At 43.1% G+C, this 17,686-nt stretch carries 16 protein-coding genes and 1 pseudogene; 8 read left to right on the plus strand and 9 right to left on the minus strand.

What is annotated here, in order from left to right; all coding sequences use genetic code 11:
- Nucleotides 1–35 precede the first annotated feature (35 nt).
- Together menC and AC0L4E_RS17805 are read left to right on the plus strand one after the other, a co-directional pair.
- Nucleotides 36–1,169, plus strand: coding sequence for an o-succinylbenzoate synthase (gene menC / locus AC0L4E_RS17800; RefSeq protein WP_473680669.1), 1,134 nt, complete (start codon nucleotides 36–38; stop codon nucleotides 1,167–1,169).
- 34 nt (nucleotides 1,170–1,203) lie between these two features.
- Nucleotides 1,204–2,712: an AMP-binding protein gene (locus tag AC0L4E_RS17805; RefSeq protein ID WP_473680671.1), complete on the plus strand. Its 1,509-nt coding sequence runs from the start codon at nucleotides 1,204–1,206 to the stop codon at nucleotides 2,710–2,712.
- Between the two features lie 169 nt (nucleotides 2,713–2,881).
- Here the strand turns inward: AC0L4E_RS17805 and rpoH are convergent, their stop codons facing one another.
- From rpoH to ftsY, 4 genes are all read right to left on the minus strand, one after another.
- A complete protein-coding gene (rpoH, locus tag AC0L4E_RS17810) occupies nucleotides 2,882–3,745 on the minus strand; it encodes an RNA polymerase sigma factor RpoH (protein ID WP_220753268.1) in 864 nt (287 codons plus the stop codon).
- 240 nt (nucleotides 3,746–3,985) lie between these two features.
- Entirely contained in the window at nucleotides 3,986–4,951 is a 966-nt protein-coding gene (gene ftsX / locus AC0L4E_RS17815; protein ID WP_473680673.1) for a permease-like cell division protein FtsX, read from the minus strand.
- The gene (gene ftsE / locus AC0L4E_RS17820; RefSeq protein ID WP_473680675.1) at nucleotides 4,951–5,643 is read right to left on the minus strand and encodes a cell division ATP-binding protein FtsE; all 693 of its coding nucleotides are present in this window, start codon (nucleotides 5,641–5,643) and stop codon (nucleotides 4,951–4,953) included. The genes ftsX and ftsE overlap by 1 nt, the downstream gene beginning before the upstream one ends.
- Before the next feature lie 6 nt (nucleotides 5,644–5,649).
- Nucleotides 5,650–7,368, minus strand: coding sequence for a signal recognition particle-docking protein FtsY (ftsY, locus tag AC0L4E_RS17825; protein WP_473680677.1), 1,719 nt, complete (start codon nucleotides 7,366–7,368; stop codon nucleotides 5,650–5,652).
- A 178-nt stretch (nucleotides 7,369–7,546) separates the two neighbouring features.
- Between ftsY and rsmD the strand changes: the two genes are divergently transcribed.
- A complete protein-coding gene (gene rsmD / locus AC0L4E_RS17830; protein ID WP_473680679.1) occupies nucleotides 7,547–8,128 on the plus strand; it encodes a 16S rRNA (guanine(966)-N(2))-methyltransferase RsmD in 582 nt (193 codons plus the stop codon).
- 9 nt (nucleotides 8,129–8,137) lie between these two features.
- Nucleotides 8,138–8,431 carry a DUF1145 domain-containing protein gene (locus tag AC0L4E_RS17835; RefSeq protein WP_473680681.1) on the plus strand — a complete coding sequence of 98 codons (294 nt, stop codon included), beginning with the start codon at nucleotides 8,138–8,140 and terminating at the stop codon, nucleotides 8,429–8,431.
- 231 nt (nucleotides 8,432–8,662) lie between these two features.
- Here the strand turns inward: AC0L4E_RS17835 and AC0L4E_RS17840 are convergent.
- The 3 genes and pseudogenes from AC0L4E_RS17840 to AC0L4E_RS17850 all read right to left on the minus strand — a co-directional run.
- Nucleotides 8,663–8,734, minus strand: a pseudogene (locus AC0L4E_RS17840) (NapC/NirT family cytochrome c); the annotation flags it as partial.
- Between the two features lie 124 nt (nucleotides 8,735–8,858).
- The gene (locus AC0L4E_RS17845; protein WP_473681742.1) at nucleotides 8,859–8,957 is read right to left on the minus strand and encodes a NapC/NirT family cytochrome c; all 99 of its coding nucleotides are present in this window, start codon (nucleotides 8,955–8,957) and stop codon (nucleotides 8,859–8,861) included.
- 98 nt (nucleotides 8,958–9,055) lie between these two features.
- On the minus strand, nucleotides 9,056–9,619 hold the full coding sequence (locus AC0L4E_RS17850) for a NapC/NirT family cytochrome c (RefSeq protein WP_473680683.1): 564 nt from the start codon (nucleotides 9,617–9,619) through the stop codon (nucleotides 9,056–9,058).
- Nucleotides 9,620–10,228: 609 nt separating this feature from the next.
- Here AC0L4E_RS17850 and AC0L4E_RS17855 point away from each other — a divergent pair.
- From AC0L4E_RS17855 to AC0L4E_RS17870, 4 genes are all read left to right on the plus strand, one after another.
- Nucleotides 10,229–10,555: a hypothetical protein gene (locus AC0L4E_RS17855; RefSeq protein WP_473680685.1), complete on the plus strand. Its 327-nt coding sequence runs from the start codon at nucleotides 10,229–10,231 to the stop codon at nucleotides 10,553–10,555.
- A gap of 113 nt (nucleotides 10,556–10,668) precedes the next feature.
- The gene (locus tag AC0L4E_RS17860) at nucleotides 10,669–11,259 is read left to right on the plus strand and encodes a heavy metal-binding domain-containing protein (RefSeq protein ID WP_473680687.1); all 591 of its coding nucleotides are present in this window, start codon (nucleotides 10,669–10,671) and stop codon (nucleotides 11,257–11,259) included.
- 23 nt (nucleotides 11,260–11,282) lie between these two features.
- Entirely contained in the window at nucleotides 11,283–13,124 is a 1,842-nt protein-coding gene (locus AC0L4E_RS17865; RefSeq protein WP_473680689.1) for an efflux RND transporter periplasmic adaptor subunit, read from the plus strand.
- Between the two features lie 12 nt (nucleotides 13,125–13,136).
- Nucleotides 13,137–16,280, plus strand: a complete 3,144-nt coding sequence (locus AC0L4E_RS17870; protein WP_473680691.1) for an efflux RND transporter permease subunit — start codon at nucleotides 13,137–13,139, stop codon at nucleotides 16,278–16,280.
- Nucleotides 16,281–16,393: 113 nt separating this feature from the next.
- Here the strand turns inward: AC0L4E_RS17870 and AC0L4E_RS17875 are convergent, their stop codons facing one another.
- Nucleotides 16,394–16,660: a hypothetical protein gene (locus AC0L4E_RS17875; protein ID WP_473680693.1), complete on the minus strand. Its 267-nt coding sequence runs from the start codon at nucleotides 16,658–16,660 to the stop codon at nucleotides 16,394–16,396.
- A 133-nt stretch (nucleotides 16,661–16,793) separates the two neighbouring features.
- Nucleotides 16,794–17,582: a VOC family protein gene (locus AC0L4E_RS17880; RefSeq protein WP_473680695.1), complete on the minus strand. Its 789-nt coding sequence runs from the start codon at nucleotides 17,580–17,582 to the stop codon at nucleotides 16,794–16,796.
- Between the last annotated feature and the right edge of the window lie 104 nt (nucleotides 17,583–17,686).

A 17,686-nucleotide genomic window follows, 5' to 3' on the forward strand; every position in this document is an offset into this window, starting at 1 on the left:
GCTGTCAGTACCTGATTTAAAAGGATGTACGCTTCATGCACACTGATGACCATTCCTCTGGCGGGATTGAATCTAATCTAGGCGATAATTTACGAGCTAGTATAGATTCTTCAAATACTAAACAGACCCAAGTTGCCGTCATCAGTGAGCTTACACTGCATCGTTATAACATCGCCCTGTCGCCAACATTACCAGTGGCAACTCAGCGAATCGATCAACGTTTTGGCCTCATGCTCAGTGCTAAATTAGATTCAGGTGTAAGTAATAGAGTGGAAATTAGCCCACTGTCAGGACTCGATATCGACGCTAAACCATTAACAGGTTTTAGCTTAGAGACACTTGAGCAGGTTATTAATGAATTAGAGCAACAACTACCAAGGCTAATTGGTAAACCGCTAACAGAACTCAACTTAGTGGCCAATAAAATCAGCTTACCTTCAGCAGCGTTCGGGCTCAGTTTACTCGCGCTTAAGTTTGCACCTTCGTTTCAATATGCTCATGTTGACGACCGAAAAGTAAGTTTATTTTATTATCAGCCAACTATGACAGACGATGAACTGACCACAAAAGTACAAGCACTACCTAAACGCACTTATGCGATAAAAGTTAAAGTGGCCCAAGCTAGCATTGAGCAAGAAATTCAGTTTATCCATCAGATACTATCGATAAACCCGAAACTCAAATTACGCCTTGATGCCAATCAAGGTTTTAGCGCTGAGCAAGCCATTGAGTTTCTGGCTTGTTTGCCTAAAGCCAGCATCGAATATATTGAAGAGCCGTGTAAAACTCTAAAAGAGAGCCAACTGGTTTATCAAGCACTCAACATTCCTTTTGCGCTGGACGAAACCTTAAACGATGCCAACTACCAATTTACCATGCTTGATGGTTTAGCCGCGCTCATCATTAAGCCGATGATTATTGGTAGCATCGACAAGTTGACTCAATTGATTGAAACCGCAAAAGAGTATGGCGTTCGCGGTATTTTAAGCTCTAGCTTAGAAGCCAATTTAGGTATTAATGATTTAGCGACGCTTGCGGCGATTTTAACCCCTGATGAAATCCCAGGGCTCGATACTTTAGCAAGCTTTACCGCGCCATTAATCCTCGAAAACAATCAAGTAAACTCAAAGGTGATCCAGCTTATTCATCGCTATACTTGTGACCAATAAGCACGATACTCAACCCGATTAACAAGGTTTTGTGATGATTTCTCCACTGCACCAAACAGCCCTTAATGCACCCAATGCAATAGCGATAAAGCTTACTGAAAGTGGTGCTAATAACATTGGTCTGAATCAAAATGGGGCAATCAGTTATGCGCAGCTGAGTATCATCGTCACCAATCTGGTTGAATCACTGCATACCCAAGGCGTAGGCCGAAATAGCCGCATTGCTTGTATCAGCCGTAATAACCTAGAAATGATCTGCCTCTATTGGGCCTGCGTGGATTTAGGGGCAATCTTTTTACCAATATCCCCACGTTTCCCAGCGGTACAAATTACTCAGTTATGTCAGCGCTTTAAGGTCGACTTTTATTGGTCTGAATCTGTAGAGTCCACGGACAGCAGCAGTGAATTAGCACAACCCATTATTATTGAGTTGAATGACAACAATTTAAGTATCAAGCCTATCAACACGCCAAATATTGATGAGCATCATCCCCTTAATATCATTCTCACTTCAGGTTCTAGCGGCGCACCTAAAGGCGTGGTGCATTGCCTAGCCAATCACATTGCAAGCGCTGTTGGATCTGCTGAAAACATTGTACTTAAAGAAAATAACAGCTGGTTATTATCCCTACCGTTATTTCATATTGGCGGCTTGGCCATAGTGAATCGCTGCACCCTTGCTGGTGCCTGTGTGGTGTTAAGTACTGAACAAGCTTTATGGCAACAAATAATAACGGCTGAAATCAGCCATGTGTCGTTAGTGGCCGCGCAGTTAAGCCAAATTCTAATCCAACATCCGCAAGCCTTAGATAAAGTCGAAGCACTGCTGTTAGGTGGCGGAGCCATTGAACCTCATTTAGTCTCAGCGCTCGCTGACAGGCATATTAATGCTTATTGCAGTTATGGCATGTCTGAGATGAGTTCGCAAATCACTACAGCTTTGATTAACCCTCAAGGGCATTTAGGCAAGCCATTAACCAATAGGCAGCTAGAAATTCGAGATGGTACGATTTGGGTGAAAGGTAAATGCTTATTTTTGGGCTATTTAACCAATGATTTAAACAGTGACTCAAACGGCGAAAGCTCAGAATCACATAAGCCACTATCGCTATCAAAACCACTATTAAAGCCAACGGATGAACAGGGCTGGTTTAACACCCAAGATTTAGGCGAGCTTGATAACGATGGTAACCTAAAACTGCTTGGCCGCGCTGATAATATGTTTATTTGTGGTGGCGAAAACATCCATCCAGAAGAAATTGAAGCGGCACTCAAATCTCATCCTCAAATCGACAATGCCATTGTATTTGCGCAGCCAGATGCCAAATTTAGTTTATTACCTGCGGCGATTATTCAGTTTACTCAGCCAGAGCAAACATTATCACCTGCAATGCGTGATTCATTAGAGCAGCATGTGCTGAATCAGATTGCTCGCTTTAAACGACCTCGTCATTATTACCCTTGGCCAAATGATGTGGTCACTACCAGCCTTAAAGTCCCTCGCAAAGCGATCATTGCAGCAGTTACAAAGCAAGCTGTTTAGGATATTTCGACTTAAACAAGCTTTTAATTCGAGTAAGCTTTCATTGGAACAGCCAATGCAACTACACCGCTAAAACCAACCATCTATCCCGCTTGAACATAAATTTTAGCCATAAAAAAACCTGCCGTAGCAGGTTTTAGTGATGTCGTTTCATTGAAACGGAAGGAAACTAGATTTCCATACAAGACTTAAGCTTGTTCATCGCATTCTTTTCAAGCTGTCTGATACGCTCAGCAGACACTTGGTAAGTTGATGCTAATTCTTGCAAAGTGGTTTTATCATCATCTAACCAGCGGGCACGTAAAATGTGCTGACTGCGCTCGTCTAATGTTTTAATTGCTGAGAATAAACGTGCTTGAGAATCAGATTCCCAGTTTTCGTTTTCGACTTCAACAGCCACATCAGATGAATGATCTTCTAAATAATGAACCGGTGCAAAATCAACACTGCTGTCATCGTCATTGTCGCTGGCTAAATCAAATGCAGGATCCTGCGCCGCCATACGCGACTCCATTTCGGTGACGTCTTTTTTAGACACCCCTAGATTCTCTGCAACCATGCCGACTTCTTCATCGCTAAACCAGCCTAAACGCTTTTTAGTTTTACGAATATTGAAGAATAATTTACGTTGCGCTTTAGTGGTTGCGACTTTCACGATACGCCAGTTTTTAAGCACGTATTCATGAATTTCAGCTTTAATCCAATGCACAGCAAAAGACACTAAGCGTACGCCAACACCAGGATCAAAACGTTTTACCGCTTTCATCAAGCCGATGTTACCTTCTTGGATAAGATCTGCTTGTGGCAAACCATATCCAGAATAACCTTTCGCCACATGCACAACAAAGCGCAGGTGAGACATAATCAATTTCTTTGCAGCTTGTAGGTCGCCAGTCTCTTGCAAGCGCTTGGCTAGCTCATGCTCTTCTTCAGCCCCAAGCATCTCGATGCCTGTGACTGATTGCATATAAGCTTCTAAGCTGCTACTTCCTCTAGGGACAGTGAGTGACATAGATTGCGATTGAAAGGCCATTAAAGCTCCTACTATTTACTGCGTTTTTAACACTTATGTAACTTAAATATTTTAAGTCAAGTGGTGAACTATCTATTATCGGACAACATATGTCAACAGTGGTTCAACACAAGGCTGCGCACAAAACGAGCGCTGGATTATACTCTGCTGAAATCAAAGCAATTGCAAGTGAACAAATGTTCATTTTTAGTCCAAAATAATCTTACCAGCGTATTTTACTCACTTTGTACGACAGTAATATTAAGATGGTTCAATCGCACGTAAATGCTGTCTAACCGACAAATATGAGCCTAACCAACCTAAGAAAGAAGCCAGTAAAACTAACTTAGCTAACTCAGCAAGACTCAAAGCTTGAATTTGTAGTTGGCTGCCATATAAGCCCAACAGTTCAGCTAAAGCAGAATCAAGATACCAGACTAAAAGGTTAATGATGATCCATGCGAGCACGCCGCCTATCACTCCATACCAAATACCGGTATATAAGAAGGGCCTTTGAATAAAGGCCTCAGTTGCACCCACTAACTTCATCACTTCGATTTCGGTGCGGCGATTCATAATCGCTAATCGAATCGTGTTACCTATTACCAATACCACAGCCAAGACTAATAAGGCGGCAATAGCCAGCACAGTGCGTTCAATTAATCTCACCATGGCTTGTAGACGCTCTAACCATTCAATATCTAAACGGCCAAAACTCACTTCAGGCTCTCGCTCAAGTTTATCCAGTAGCTTTCTGGCACCTTCTGGGCTTGAGTGACGAGCCAACGGTGTAACCACCACAACTGCAGGCAGTGGATTACTGTCTAAATAAGATAACGCTTCACCGAAACCTGAAAGACGCTGGAACTCTTCGAGTGCTTGATCGCGATTGATATAATCCACCACATCGACTTCAGAATAGACATTGATCCGCGAAATCAGGCTTTGTATCGATTGTTCACTACGACCTTCATTAATAAATAATGAAATCTCAGCGGCGTTATTCCAAGACTGAGTGATATTTTCGGCATTCTTAACCAACACTTGTAGTGCAGCAGGTAAGCTTAAGCTCACCCCAAGTACCGCCATGGTCATAATGGATGACACAGGGTTACGCCATAACTCGCCAATACTCGCCATAGCTTGTTGAATATGACGCACAAAAAACATCACCAAGCGTCCAGTAAAAGGCAGTTTGCTGGCCGTGATCTTAACTTTTTTAGTCATTAAATCTGCCCCTGCGTTTCAGCTGAATAGATTTCATCACCACCAAGCATTTTGCCCTGGCGTAAAGTTAAGGTGCGGTACTTCATTCGTGCAATTAAACCCAAATCATGGGTCGCGATTAGGACGCTCGTCCCTGCATCATGGAAGGTTTCAAATAAACGTAGGATATCCATCGATAACTTAGGGTCTAAGTTACCTGTTGGCTCATCGGCTAGTAGCAAAGGAGGCTTATTCACAATCGCGCGAGCAATACCTACACGTTGTTGTTCACCGCCAGATAACATCACCGGTAAATGACGTTCTTTACCGTAGAGGCCGACCATATCTAATGCGCCAGCCACACGTTTACGGATTTCGCCGTGGGAAAAGCCTTCAATCACTAATGGTAATGCCACGTTATCGAACACGCTCTTATCCATTAATAGGTGATGGTTTTGAAAAATCATTCCAATATTACGACGTAGGTACGGCACATGTTTCTTACCAAGCTTGGCAGTGTCATGACCGTTAATAGAGACCTTACCTGCACTGGCACGCTCAATCACGGTGATCAATTTGAGCAAGGTACTTTTACCTGCGCCAGAGTGTCCGGTTAAAAAGGCCATTTCACCTTGTTGAAGATGAAAGTTCACTTCAGATAGTGCTTTTTGGCCACCCGGATATATCTTACTGACTTGCTCAAAATGGATCATATGTGACTATTCTGCCTTATCCTGACTAAATAATGCTTCGATAAAATCGTTTGAATTAAAGGTACGTAAGTCATCAATCTGCTCACCCACACCAATGTGGCGAATAGGGATATTAAACTTATCTGCAATGGCGAAAATGACCCCGCCTTTTGCCGTGCCATCTAACTTACTAATCGTGATACCTGTAACGCCTACCGCTTCTTGGAATAACTGCGCTTGGCTAATGGCATTTTGCCCCGTGCTTGCATCAAGGGTTAGCATGACTTCGTGCGGTGCATCTGGGTCAAGTTTCTTCATGACGCGAACCACTTTCTTAAGCTCTTCCATCAAGTGACCTTTGTTTTGCAAACGCCCTGCTGTATCAGCAATTAATACGTCAACATTACGCGCTTTAGCCGCTTGAAGTGCATCAAACAATACTGATGCACTGTCAGCACCAGTATGCTGAGCAACAACAGGGATTTCATTGCGCTGCCCCCAAACTTGTAATTGCTCAACTGCGGCTGCACGGAAGGTATCACCCGCAGCTAACATGACAGATTTGCCTTGTTTTTGATACTGTTTTGCTAATTTACCAATGGTCGTCGTTTTACCAACACCGTTAACACCAACCATTAAAATAACAAATGGGCCGTCGTTATTTTCAGGCACTAAAGGAATAGCAACGGGGTCGAGAATGGTCTGCATTTCATCGCGCATTAAATCATAAAGCGCTTCGGCATCTTTAAGCTGCTTACGTGATGCACTGTCGGTTAAGCTATCAATCAAGCGCGTCGTGGTTTCAACGCCAACATCAGCAATTAATAGCTGCTCTTCTAGCTCTTCAAATAAATCGTCATCGATTTTCTTGCCGCTGAAAATCCCCATAAAGCCACTACCAATGTTTTCACTGGTGCGCTTAAGGCCACGTTTAAGGCGGGCAAAAAGACCTTCTTTTACAGGTTTAGCTTGAGGCTCTGCAACCACTTCTGTTGATTCAGCGGCTTGAGCGGATTCATCTTCAAGACGTTGAGCTTCTTCAGCTTGCTCTTTTTCTAGCTGTTCTCTTTCTAATTTTTCTTGCTCTAACTGTTCTAGTGCCAACTGTTCTTCAGCAAGACGTGTTTGCTCTGCCACACGTTGTTGCTCAGCTAACCTATCGGCTTCCGCTTTTTCTTGAGCTGCCTGTTCTAAAGCGGCTTGTTCTGCTGCTTTTTGTTCAGCAGCAACACGCTCCGCTTCAGCCTTTTCGGCTGCGGCTTTTTCTTGGGCAGCAAGTTCTAACGCCGCTTGCTCTGCAGCTTTTTGTTCTGAAGCAAGTCGCTCAGCTGCAACTCTTTCAGCTTCTAAGCGTTCTACTTCGAGCTTTTCTGCTTCTAGACGTGCTGCTTCTAAACGCTCAGCCTCAGCTTTCTCTGCTATAGCTATAGCTTTATCTTCAGCAGCTTGTGCTAACGCGGCTTGATCTGCAGCTTCTTGATCCGAAGCAAGTCGCTCAGCTGCGACTCTCTCATCTTCTAAACGTTCTATTTCGAGCTTTTCAACTTCTAAACGTGCTGTTTCTTGCTCTGCAGCTTCTTGTTCAGCAGCTTTGGTATCAGCTAATTGCTGCGCTGCAACAAGCTCAGCTTCAGTTTGCTCAGTGTTACTGGTATCAATTTGCTCTTGTGCGTTATCGGTTGTAACTTTCTCTTGTTCTTTGGTTTTGTCTTTACGAAACCACGAAAAAAAACCTTTCTTTGCCATGTCTACTACCAGTGCTTATTGAGCTAAAAAATTCGGAAAAATACTCTCGATAACCTATTACTTATAATGTCATAAGGATTGCTCACCTTTACGCATCAGTTTGGTATAAAATATCGAGTATTCTAATTGGTTGCATAGTCTACCACTTTCTTTGTTCAGGCAAAATCACGAGGGCAAAATGTCCAAAAATAAGTCCGCTAGCGGCCAAGTCAGGATTATTTCAGGGCAATGGCGCTCACGAAAACTTCCTATTCATGATCTTGAAGGTCTTCGTCCAACAACTGATCGCGTGCGCGAAACCTTATTCAATTGGTTATCTGGCGATATTAGCGGGGCAAGAGTATTAGACTGTTTTGCAGGTAGTGGTGCGCTTAGCTTAGAGGCTTTATCACGTTATGCTAATTATGCACGTATTTTTGAACTGCAAACCAGTGCAGCTAAGCAGCTACAACAAAACTTACAAACATTAAAATGTGAAACCGCTGATGTCATCAATGGTGATAGCTTGGCGTTACTTGCCAAAGGTAATCCAGATAGCGGCTTTGATATCGTCTTTGTTGATCCTCCCTTTCGCAAGGATCTCGCTAACAAGACCATCGCCTTGTTAGATGAAAAACAATGGCTGAATGAAAATGCACAAATTTATGTCGAAACGGAATCCGACTTAGCTCATCTAGAAGTGCCCAGCAGTTGGGTTGAACTTAAACAAAAATCGGCAGGACAAGTCACCTACCGTTTATTCCAATATCAAATCGATTAAAGGCTAACAATGAAATTTTTTATTCTGGCAGGTAAAAGCTTTACCCTGCTGACGTGGTTGGTGATGTTTTACAATCTGTTCATGCCGTTTGAAGGTAATGTCAGTGTTGTACTCAACATTTTATTGTTAATTACCGCCTTTATGCACTTTTTCCAATTGCTAATTTTCCACACTATGTTCAGCACGCTACTAAAACTCAAGTTTGTAGATTTCATTAAAGTCTATTTCACAGGGGTATTCGGCTTGCTTGAGTATCGTCAGAAAGTTATCGACTTACCTAAACCGGAAGACGGTAAAGCCTAATACCGCAATCAAGTCATTCGATTCGACACAACTCGCCTCACATTTGTGGGGCTTTTTTATATCCACAAAATGCTTTTTACCAGCTGCATTAACGGACGAGTACCATCTTCATAATCATGCTTATATGCAAAACTAGCTATCAAGCAAGGACAAACCACAACCATAAAAAACCTCGCTAGTGCGAGGTTTTTTTACATCATTGGGTCATCACTCTCTATTGTGAGTGTCGACTTACTTTTTAGGGTAAGGGTGAGCAACACCTTTATGACAATCTACACAAGTCTTTCTGCTTGGATAATTGTGCCTTCTTGCTTTTTGAAAGCTAAACCAAAGCTAAATTCCAGCCATAAAAAAACCTCGCTAGTGCGAGGTTTTCTTACATCTTCGGGTCATCACTCCCGATTCACTCTCTATTGTGAGTGTCGACTTACTTTTTAGGGTAAGGGTGAGCAACACCTTTATGACAATCTACACAAGTCTTTCTGCTTGGAATAATTGTGCCTTCTTGCTTTGCCTTTGAAGCCACAACACTAAATCGCAACCATAAAAAAACCTCACCGAAGCGAGGTTTTTTTACATCATTGGGTCATCACTCCCAATTCACTCTCTATTGTGAGTGTCGACTTACTTTTTAGGGTAAGGGTGAGCAACACCTTTATGACAATCTACACAAGTCTTTCTCTTGTCGCCTTCTTGCTTAGCATTGCGTTCATGCATTCTTTTAGCCATTTTCTTCATATCTTCTGGTTGGTTTTCATAGATACGAGTATGACAATGCTGACAGTTAGCAGAATCATTAGCTTGGAAGTATTTAAGTGCTAAATCAGCTTGTTCTTTACGGTTTTCATCTAACCAAGCCTGCGTGTTGAAGTCTTTGATAGTTACGAAACCATATAGATCTTTAGATACGATGATTTTCTTGATCAAGTAGTCAACAGGTCCGTGCGGAAGGTGACAGTCTTGACATTGAACAGTTACACCAGCGCGACCGCCGCCATGTGCTGAAGCTAATACTTCATCTTTCAATGAATGGTTACTGTGACAGCTCATACAGAACTCATCTGTACTTGTTGCATGTAAAGTCTGTTGGGTAGCGAAGTAACCCACTACGCCCATAACCACACCGACTATAATCAGTGCGATAATTGAATATTTTGCGCTTGGTTTAAAAAGTGCACGCCAGTTCATCGGTCATCTCCAGTAAAAATTTTTAATTTATAATTCTTAAACTCTAAAATATAATTTTTAAATTCTAAAAATAGTAATTGTATTCTAGGTTGTTTTAGCCTTAAAAAAACGATTTAAGGACATGTTTTAATTAATAAGTTGCCATATTATGCTCAAAATGAGAGCTAGATCTAATAAACCACAATATTAGTGATACAATCCAGCTTACTTAAACCTAATACAAGCCAAGCGTATTGGCAAAGATTCTTTAACATTCTTAGTAAGATTCATACAAGTGACATTCATGACAAAAGTAATGAACTATCATCAACTTAATGACTCTACATTATATGTTCAGGGCTTTAGGCAATTGTTAAAGTTTGAAAGTGTTAACAAAACCTCTTTACTTGATTGGATATTCGACGCACTCATGATGTTATAACTGTTTTAACAACAGAGTCCGTACAAAGTAAAAACGTGAACTTTATCAACACATGATGTGAGAACTATTGCTAAACTTAACACTGCTTTTTTATTGGAATATTCATGCTTAAAAAACTTCGTCATTCATTTATAGTTTTTACACTGCTCACCATGTTGAGCCAGGTGATGCTAACTAATGGATCTTTGATGATAAGTAATGCCCAAGCCCATGAAACTCCAATGCAAAGTATGCAAGTCGAAACACATCACCAGCAAACCAATCAAGCCGCAGATACTGACTGTTGTGAAACAGCGCAGATTACACAGCAAGCTATTGAATCAACGCACTGTTGTGAAGGTAAGATGAGCTGTGAACTCGATTGTAATCATTGTTTGGTGATAACAGTAACTGGTACGTTGTTAAGCTTTGCACCTTGGCCAGGTAACAACATATCCGACATTGCAATGGCTACTCCAATGCCTCATTTCCACTCTATCTCTTTGCTGCAAGATCTAAGACCTCCAATAGCCTAATTCGCATCGTTTTAGCCCTATTTTAATCTTTTTAATTACGCAAAATATTTGTGCCGCCTTGCTATTGCGCTGATACGCAACAGTTCCGGCCATCTCTATGATGGAGTTACGTTATGAAAACCTTTATTAGTATGGTATTAACTACCTTTCTGTTTTTTACATTGTCCCCTGCGATTTCTGCACACGAGCATAAACATGATCATGCCATGCATCAGAGTTCATCAACTCAAACTCATGCTGAATATGTCTGCCCAATGCACAAAGATGTCACAGGTAAAAAAGGCGACACTTGCCCTCAGTGTGGTATGTATTTAGAGCAAATCAAAGCCCCAGCTAAATGCTGTGATAAATGCCCAAACAAGGCTGAATCAAAAGGCAAGTGCTGTGATAACTGCCCGAACAAGGCAGAATCAAAAGGCAAGTGCTGTGATAACTGCCCAAACAAGGCAGAATCAAAAGGCAAGTGCTGTGATAACTGCCCGAACAAAGCTGAGTCAAAAGGCAAATCTTGTGATAACTGCCCGAACAAAGCTGAGTCAAAAGGCAAATCTTGTGATAATTGCCCGAACAAAGCTGAGTCTGCTCACACACATGCGTGCCCAATGAACCCTGCTATTACAGGGAAAGCTGGAGACACATGTCCAAAGTGTGGCATGAACCTAGAGCCAATCGCTAAGCAAACAACAGATCACCAGCATCACTAAGAAATAAAGTGGAGATAGGCATTATGAGTACATCCATATTATCAGCATTCAGAAAGTATGCTGTTGGTGCTTTAAGTTTGATATTAATAGCAACGCCACAAATAGGACTAGCCCAAGAGGCACTGTCAACGGCAAGCCAAGCTACATCATTACAGAACCAACAAGACAATTATTACTGCCCGATGCACCCCGAAGAAACTAGCCATGAGGCAGGACGATGCTCGCAATGTAATATGTTTTTAGTAAAAGATGAGGCTGCAATTAAAGATGAACATGCAGAGCACGCACATCACTCTACGCAAGCATCATCACATAACCAGCAAAACGATTATTACTGCCCAATGCACCCTGAAGAAACCAGTCATGAGGCTGGACGATGCTCGCAATGTAATATGTTTTTAGTAAAAGATGAGGCTGCAATTAAAGATGAACATGCTGAGCATGCGCATAGTTCAGCGCAAATAGCATCACAGAACCAACAAGACAATTATTACTGCCCGATGCACCCTGAAGAAACTAGCCATGAGGCAGGACGATGCTCGCAATGTAATATGTTTTTAGTCAAAGAAGAGGAAGAAGAATCAAGCGTAGACGAACATGCTGGTCACGCACATCAATCTGCATCAGAGCAACAACCGACTGCAACTCAAACCAAAGCAGACACGCTACTCAGTCAGCCAAAGCCTACATTACAAGCAGCTGAGTCAAATGGTGAAGCTAATATAAAATACGTTTGTCCGATGCATCCCCATGTCATTTCAGATGAACAAGGCACTTGCCCAATATGTGGAATGGATTTAGAGAAAGTCACCATGGGCGGCTCAGCAGGTGAAGAGATCACAGTTGATGTTTCCGGCGGAATGCAACAAGCATTAGGCATGCGCAGTGAACAAGTCACTGAAGGGACCTTATGGAAGCTGGTCAAAACCATTGGTACTGTCGAATACAATGAAAACACCATTGGCCATGCTCATACGCGTGTCAGCGGGTGGCTTGAAAGCTTAATGGTTCACAATGTCGGTCAGCGGGTCAAAAAAGGACAGCTGGTTTACGAGCTTTATTCGCCAGAACTCATCAATGCGCAAGATGATTACATGCAGGCTAAGGATTATCTAAAACAAGATCCTAAACGTGGTTCTAGCCTTTTGAAAAAAGCCCGCTTGCGCCTTGAGCTTCTCGGGGTGAGTTCGTCAACTATCGAGCAGCTAGAACGTACAGGTGAAACCATCTACCGCGTTCCTTATTATGCTGAGCAAGATGGCTTTATCAGTCAGTTAAGTGTTCGTCATGGCATGTATGTTGAACCTGGAACAACACTATTTGAAATTGTTGATTTGAGGAGTGTGTGGATTATTGCGGACGTTTTTGAGAACGAACAAAGCTGGCTAGAGCAAGGCCGCCCTGTTGAAGTCACTTCATCTGCCCAAGGCTTGTTTGATTTAGAATCTACCATTGATTACATTTATCCAGAACTCGACCCCGTATCACGTGCCATGCGTGTTCGTATCAAACTAGACAACCCAGAAAAGCGTTTAAAGCCAGGCAGTTTAGTCGATGTAAAACTGTTTGGCGGCCCGAAACGCGGCGTGTTATCCATTCCTACTGAAGCATTAATCCAAACAGGTCGCGAAAACCGAGTTGTCGTTCAGCGTGACGATAATAGCTTTGCTTCTGTCGCCGTAAAGGTTGGCATGATCGCCCAAGGCAAAGCAGAGATTATCGAAGGACTGCAAGCCGGCGAAAAAGTAATTGTCTCAGGGCAATTCTTACTTGATTCAGAAGCCAGTATTCAAGGTAGCTTGCAGCGCTTAAGTGGTGGCAACACCAAAGCTGAATCTACATCTGATGCCCACGCACATCATTAATCGGAGGCTCTTATGTTAGAAAAAATTATCAGCGCCTCGATTAGACAAAGGGCGATGGTGTTAGTGCTTACTGCGGTGATTGCCTTAATTGGTTATCAGGCAATGCGCATGACGCCACTCGATGCACTGCCAGACTTGTCTGATGTGCAAGTGATTGTAAAAACCTCTTATCCAGGGCAAGCACCACAATTAGTTGAAGATCAGATAACTTACCCGTTATCAACCGCCATGCTCGCGGTACCTGGGGCTAAAACCGTGCGCGGCTTTTCCATGTTTGGCGACTCTTACGTCTACATTATTTTTGAAGACGGCACAGACATATATTGGGCTCGATCAAGAGTATTAGAGTATTTATCGCAAACTCAAGGCCAACTACCCGACAATGTCACGCCAACTCTGGGACCTGATGCATCTGGGGTTGGCTGGGTATTTCAGTACGCGTTAGTTGATCGAAAAGGCCAGCATGATTTAGCCCAATTACGCTCATTACAAGATTGGTTTTTAAAACTTGAATTGCAAAGCGTCAGCGGCGTATCAGAAGTCGCCACCATTGGCGGCATGGAGCAGTCTTACCAAATCATTGTCGACCCACATAAGTTGGCTTTATATCAAATTGATTTGATGACAGTAAAAAGTGCCTTAGACAACTCCAATAGCTCAACAGGCGGCTCGGTCATTGAAATGGCAGAAGCCGAATACATGATAACTTCAACAGGTTATCGACAAACTCTGGCCGACTTTAGGGAAATCCCATTAGGCATAGTATCTGAATCTGGCACACCTGTATTAATGAAAGATGTGGCGCAATTGCGCACAGGTCCAGCGGCAAGACGAGGCATTGCTGAGCTTGATGGCAAAGGTGAAGTCGTCGGCGGCATTGTCGTAATGCGTTACGGCGAAAATGCCCTCGCCACCATCAATAACGTTAAAGACAAACTCAAAGAAATTGAAAACGGTTTACCTGACGGCGTTGAGTTAGTTATCACTTACGATCGCTCTGAGCTTATCCTCAATTCAGTGGATAACCTCAAAAACAAAGTACTCGAAGAAATGATGGTCGTCGGCATTATCTGCCTGATTTTCTTACTCCATGCTCGCTCAACACTCGTAGCCATTATCTCGTTACCAATCTCAATATTAATCAGCTTTATTGTAATGAATATTATTGGGGTCAACGCCAACATCATGAGTTTAGGGGGGATAGCCATTGCCATTGGAGCGGTGGTGGATGCCGCCATTGTGATGGTCGAAAACGTTCATAAACATTTAGAACAATATCGGGAAAAACATAATGGCCAAACGCCCACTGGTGAAACTCATTGGGAGTTAGTTCGTCAAGCCTCTGTGGAAGTGGGGCCCGCACTGTTTTTCAGCTTATTGATAATCACCTTAAGCTTTGTGCCCGTATTTGCCCTAGAAGCTCAAGAAGGTCGATTATTCCACCCTCTGGCGTTTACTAAAACCTTTGCAATGGCTGCCAGTGCAATTCTCGCTATTACCTTGATTCCGGTATTAATGGGCTACTTTGTCCGTGGCAAAATCCCTGATGAGAAGAAAAACCCTCTTAGTAGGTTGTTAATTGCCATCTACGAGCCATTGCTTCGCTTAGTGCTGCGCTTTCCAAAGTTCACCATCTTATTGGCCATCATTGCCCTTGGCAGTGCCGTGTATCCAATGACAAAAATGGGCAGCGAATTTATGCCTGAACTTGAAGAAGGCGATTTGCTTTATATGCCGACCACTCTACCAAGTGTTAGTGCAGGTAAAGCCGCTGAAATTTTGCAGCAAACCGACCGACTCATTAAGACCGTACCTGAAGTTAAGCGGGTATTTGGTAAGGTTGGCCGAGCTATGACAGCCACCGATCCTGCGCCGTTAACTATGCTCGAAACCACGATAATGCTTAATCCTCGTGATACATGGCGTGAAGGGATGACACTGGAAGGAATCATTGCTGAGTTGCAAAAAACTGTCAAAGTACCGGGCATGACCAACGCATGGGTGCAACCGATTAAAACCCGTATCGATATGTTATCGACTGGGGTGCGAACACCGGTAGGAATTAAGATTTCCGGCGCAGATATTGATGAGTTACAACGTATTGGCACCGAGATTGAAGCGGTAGTAAGTCAGTTACCTGGGACCAAGTCAGCCTTTGCGCAGCGTACCAGTGGTGGACGCTATATTGATATTGAGCCCAACCTTAAAAATGCAGCTCGATATGGCATGACCCTCAAAGACATCCAAGATGTGGTGCAAATGGCCATTGGCGGTATGCAAGTCGGTCAATCCATTCAAGGGCAAGAGCGCTACCCGATTAATATTCGCTACCCACGAGAATTACGTGACAGTATCGAAAAATTGCGTGACTTACCTGTGATGACTAAAACTGGTAAATATCTACCACTGGGCAATTTGGCCACCATCACTATCAGCGACGGCGCACCTATGCTGGCCAGTGAAAATGGTCGATTGATCAGCTGGGTATTTGTCGATTTAGATAACATATCCATTGGTGAGTACATCACCACGGCGAAAGAAGCCTTAAATGAGCAAATCCAGCTTCCTGCTCGATACAGCTACAGCTTTGCGGGTCAATATGAGTACATGCAACGAGTTGAAGCCAAAATGGAGCTGGTGATCCCGCTCATGCTGGCGGTGATTTTCATGCTATTGATGATGACCTTTAGCTCATTTATTCAAGCATCGGTGATCATGCTGAGCCTACCGTTTTCGTTAGTAGGCAGCGCATGGCTATTATACTTGTTGGACTTTAATTTCTCGGTAGCAGTGTCGGTTGGGATGATTGCGTTAGCTGGCGTTGCCGCTGAGTTTGGTGTGGTTATGCAAGTGTATTTAAATAACAGCATTAATGACAGACAAGCCAAAGGGCAATACAACCAACGTAGCGATTTAAGTGAAGCATTAATTCACGGCGCCGTGATGCGAATACGGCCCAAAGCCATGACTGTAGCGACGATATTTTTCGGCTTACTACCTATTATGTGGGGAAGTGGTACGGGTAATGAAGTGATGCAGAAGATTGCTGCGCCGATGGTGGGCGGTATGGTCACAGCGCCGTTACTATCATTGTTTGTCATTCCGGCTATTTACTTACTGATATATGGCAGAAAGCTGCCAAAGTCCCAGAGTTAATCGATAACAGCTAAACAATAACGTTAACTGATAACAATTAGCGAATAGCACATACTAAAAAGGCGCCCTAGGCGCCTTTTTTTACTGATACTCTCACCATAGCTGACTAATCACTATGATTCATCATTCTCAACTTGCTGTTTCAGCTTGGCTAATTGGAACATTTTCGTCAATCCCCACAACATAATCACCCCGCCTACACCTAACATGGCAAAATGGACATTTGAATTATCTAACATCGGCATAGTCTCGATGCCAAAGCCTGAAAATATGCCATATAAGCCCGCGGCCACTAACAAGGTACCAGGAAAATCAATCACTGCCACCATGGTCATTTTCTTTTGTATATCAGCGAGTTTTTGTTGTTTTGTCTGCTGCATGCTGCTTCCCTGAGCTTTGGTTGATTAGAGGTAAAGCTTTGCTTTCTTGATAACCCAAAGTGATCAACAAAATTGATAAACAAAGCATACTTAAACTAACAAACCCTTCGCCTTGGTTAAAGCAAATTCTCTTTTAGCACTCAGTAGCATTCAGTTTAATGATTGAAAATGTCCCACCTTGAGGATCATCTATCACAGCAAAACGCCCCACATCAGGTATATCAGTCGGTGGCACACAAATCTTACCACCCAATTCATCTGCTTTAGCCGCCATCGCATCACAATCATCAACGCTAAAATACAGCATCCAGTGAGATGGCATGTCGCCAAATTCTTCGGTCATTTCCATCATGCCACCAACGGCTTGCTTGGCAACCATCCATTGCACGTAATCTCCAATACCCATTTCTGACATATCCACCGTTTCAGTATCAAAACCCAATACTTGGCAATAAAAGCTTTTAGATACCGCAGCGTTTCGGCACATGTATTCGACCCAACACAGGGTATTAGGCTCAAAAGTACGTTTAATGCCGATATGCTCTATGGCTTGCCAAATTGAGAAACGCGCACCTTCAGGATCATGACACACTGCCATTCGACCGGAGTCGCCAACCTCATGCGGGCCTGCAATAATTTCACCGCCTGCATGTTTAATGGCTTTTACCGTTTCATCGACATTATCAACGGCAAAATATAACTCCCAATGAGTCGGTTGTGACGCCATTTCTTTTGGCATTTGATACATAGCACCAATATCATCACCGTCGATTTGCAGCATGGTGTAATGCCCTTCAGGCATCGGCATATCGTCAGCGTGCCATTGAAATAAATTCTGATAGAAACCTTTGGCAGAAAACCAGTCATGGCTTGCCAGTTCAACCCAGCATGGTTGCCCTTGTGCGTATTGAGTCACGTTCATAATGAGCCGTCCTTGAACTATTAATCATCGTAATCCGCTGCAGTATTGCCAATGGCAACCTGTCCATGGATAAGAAAGAGTGAGGATGAGTACTATAGTTAAGA

This window comes from Shewanella sp. GJ50-10, assembly GCF_055808815.1.

Bases quoted from the DNA above. Each gene is read 5' to 3' on its own strand.
- menC (WP_473680669.1), top strand. From the start codon at position 36: ATGCACACTGATGACCATTCCTCTGGCGGGATTGAATCTAATCTAGGC.
- AC0L4E_RS17805 (WP_473680671.1), top strand. From the start codon at position 1,204: ATGATTTCTCCACTGCACCAAACAGCCCTTAATGCACCCAATGCAATA.
- rpoH (WP_220753268.1), bottom strand. From the start codon at position 3,745: ATGGCCTTTCAATCGCAATCTATGTCACTCACTGTCCCTAGAGGAAGT.
- ftsX (WP_473680673.1), bottom strand. From the start codon at position 4,951: ATGACTAAAAAAGTTAAGATCACGGCCAGCAAACTGCCTTTTACTGGA.
- ftsE (WP_473680675.1), bottom strand. From the start codon at position 5,643: ATGATCCATTTTGAGCAAGTCAGTAAGATATATCCGGGTGGCCAAAAA.
- ftsY (WP_473680677.1), bottom strand. From the start codon at position 7,368: ATGGCAAAGAAAGGTTTTTTTTCGTGGTTTCGTAAAGACAAAACCAAA.
- rsmD (WP_473680679.1), top strand. From the start codon at position 7,547: ATGTCCAAAAATAAGTCCGCTAGCGGCCAAGTCAGGATTATTTCAGGG.
- AC0L4E_RS17835 (WP_473680681.1), top strand. From the start codon at position 8,138: ATGAAATTTTTTATTCTGGCAGGTAAAAGCTTTACCCTGCTGACGTGG.
- AC0L4E_RS17850 (WP_473680683.1), bottom strand. From the start codon at position 9,619: ATGAACTGGCGTGCACTTTTTAAACCAAGCGCAAAATATTCAATTATC.
- AC0L4E_RS17855 (WP_473680685.1), top strand. From the start codon at position 10,229: ATGATAAGTAATGCCCAAGCCCATGAAACTCCAATGCAAAGTATGCAA.
- AC0L4E_RS17860 (WP_473680687.1), top strand. From the start codon at position 10,669: ATGAAAACCTTTATTAGTATGGTATTAACTACCTTTCTGTTTTTTACA.
- AC0L4E_RS17865 (WP_473680689.1), top strand. From the start codon at position 11,283: ATGAGTACATCCATATTATCAGCATTCAGAAAGTATGCTGTTGGTGCT.
- AC0L4E_RS17870 (WP_473680691.1), top strand. From the start codon at position 13,137: ATGTTAGAAAAAATTATCAGCGCCTCGATTAGACAAAGGGCGATGGTG.
- AC0L4E_RS17875 (WP_473680693.1), bottom strand. From the start codon at position 16,660: ATGCAGCAGACAAAACAACAAAAACTCGCTGATATACAAAAGAAAATG.
- AC0L4E_RS17880 (WP_473680695.1), bottom strand. From the start codon at position 17,582: ATGAACGTGACTCAATACGCACAAGGGCAACCATGCTGGGTTGAACTG.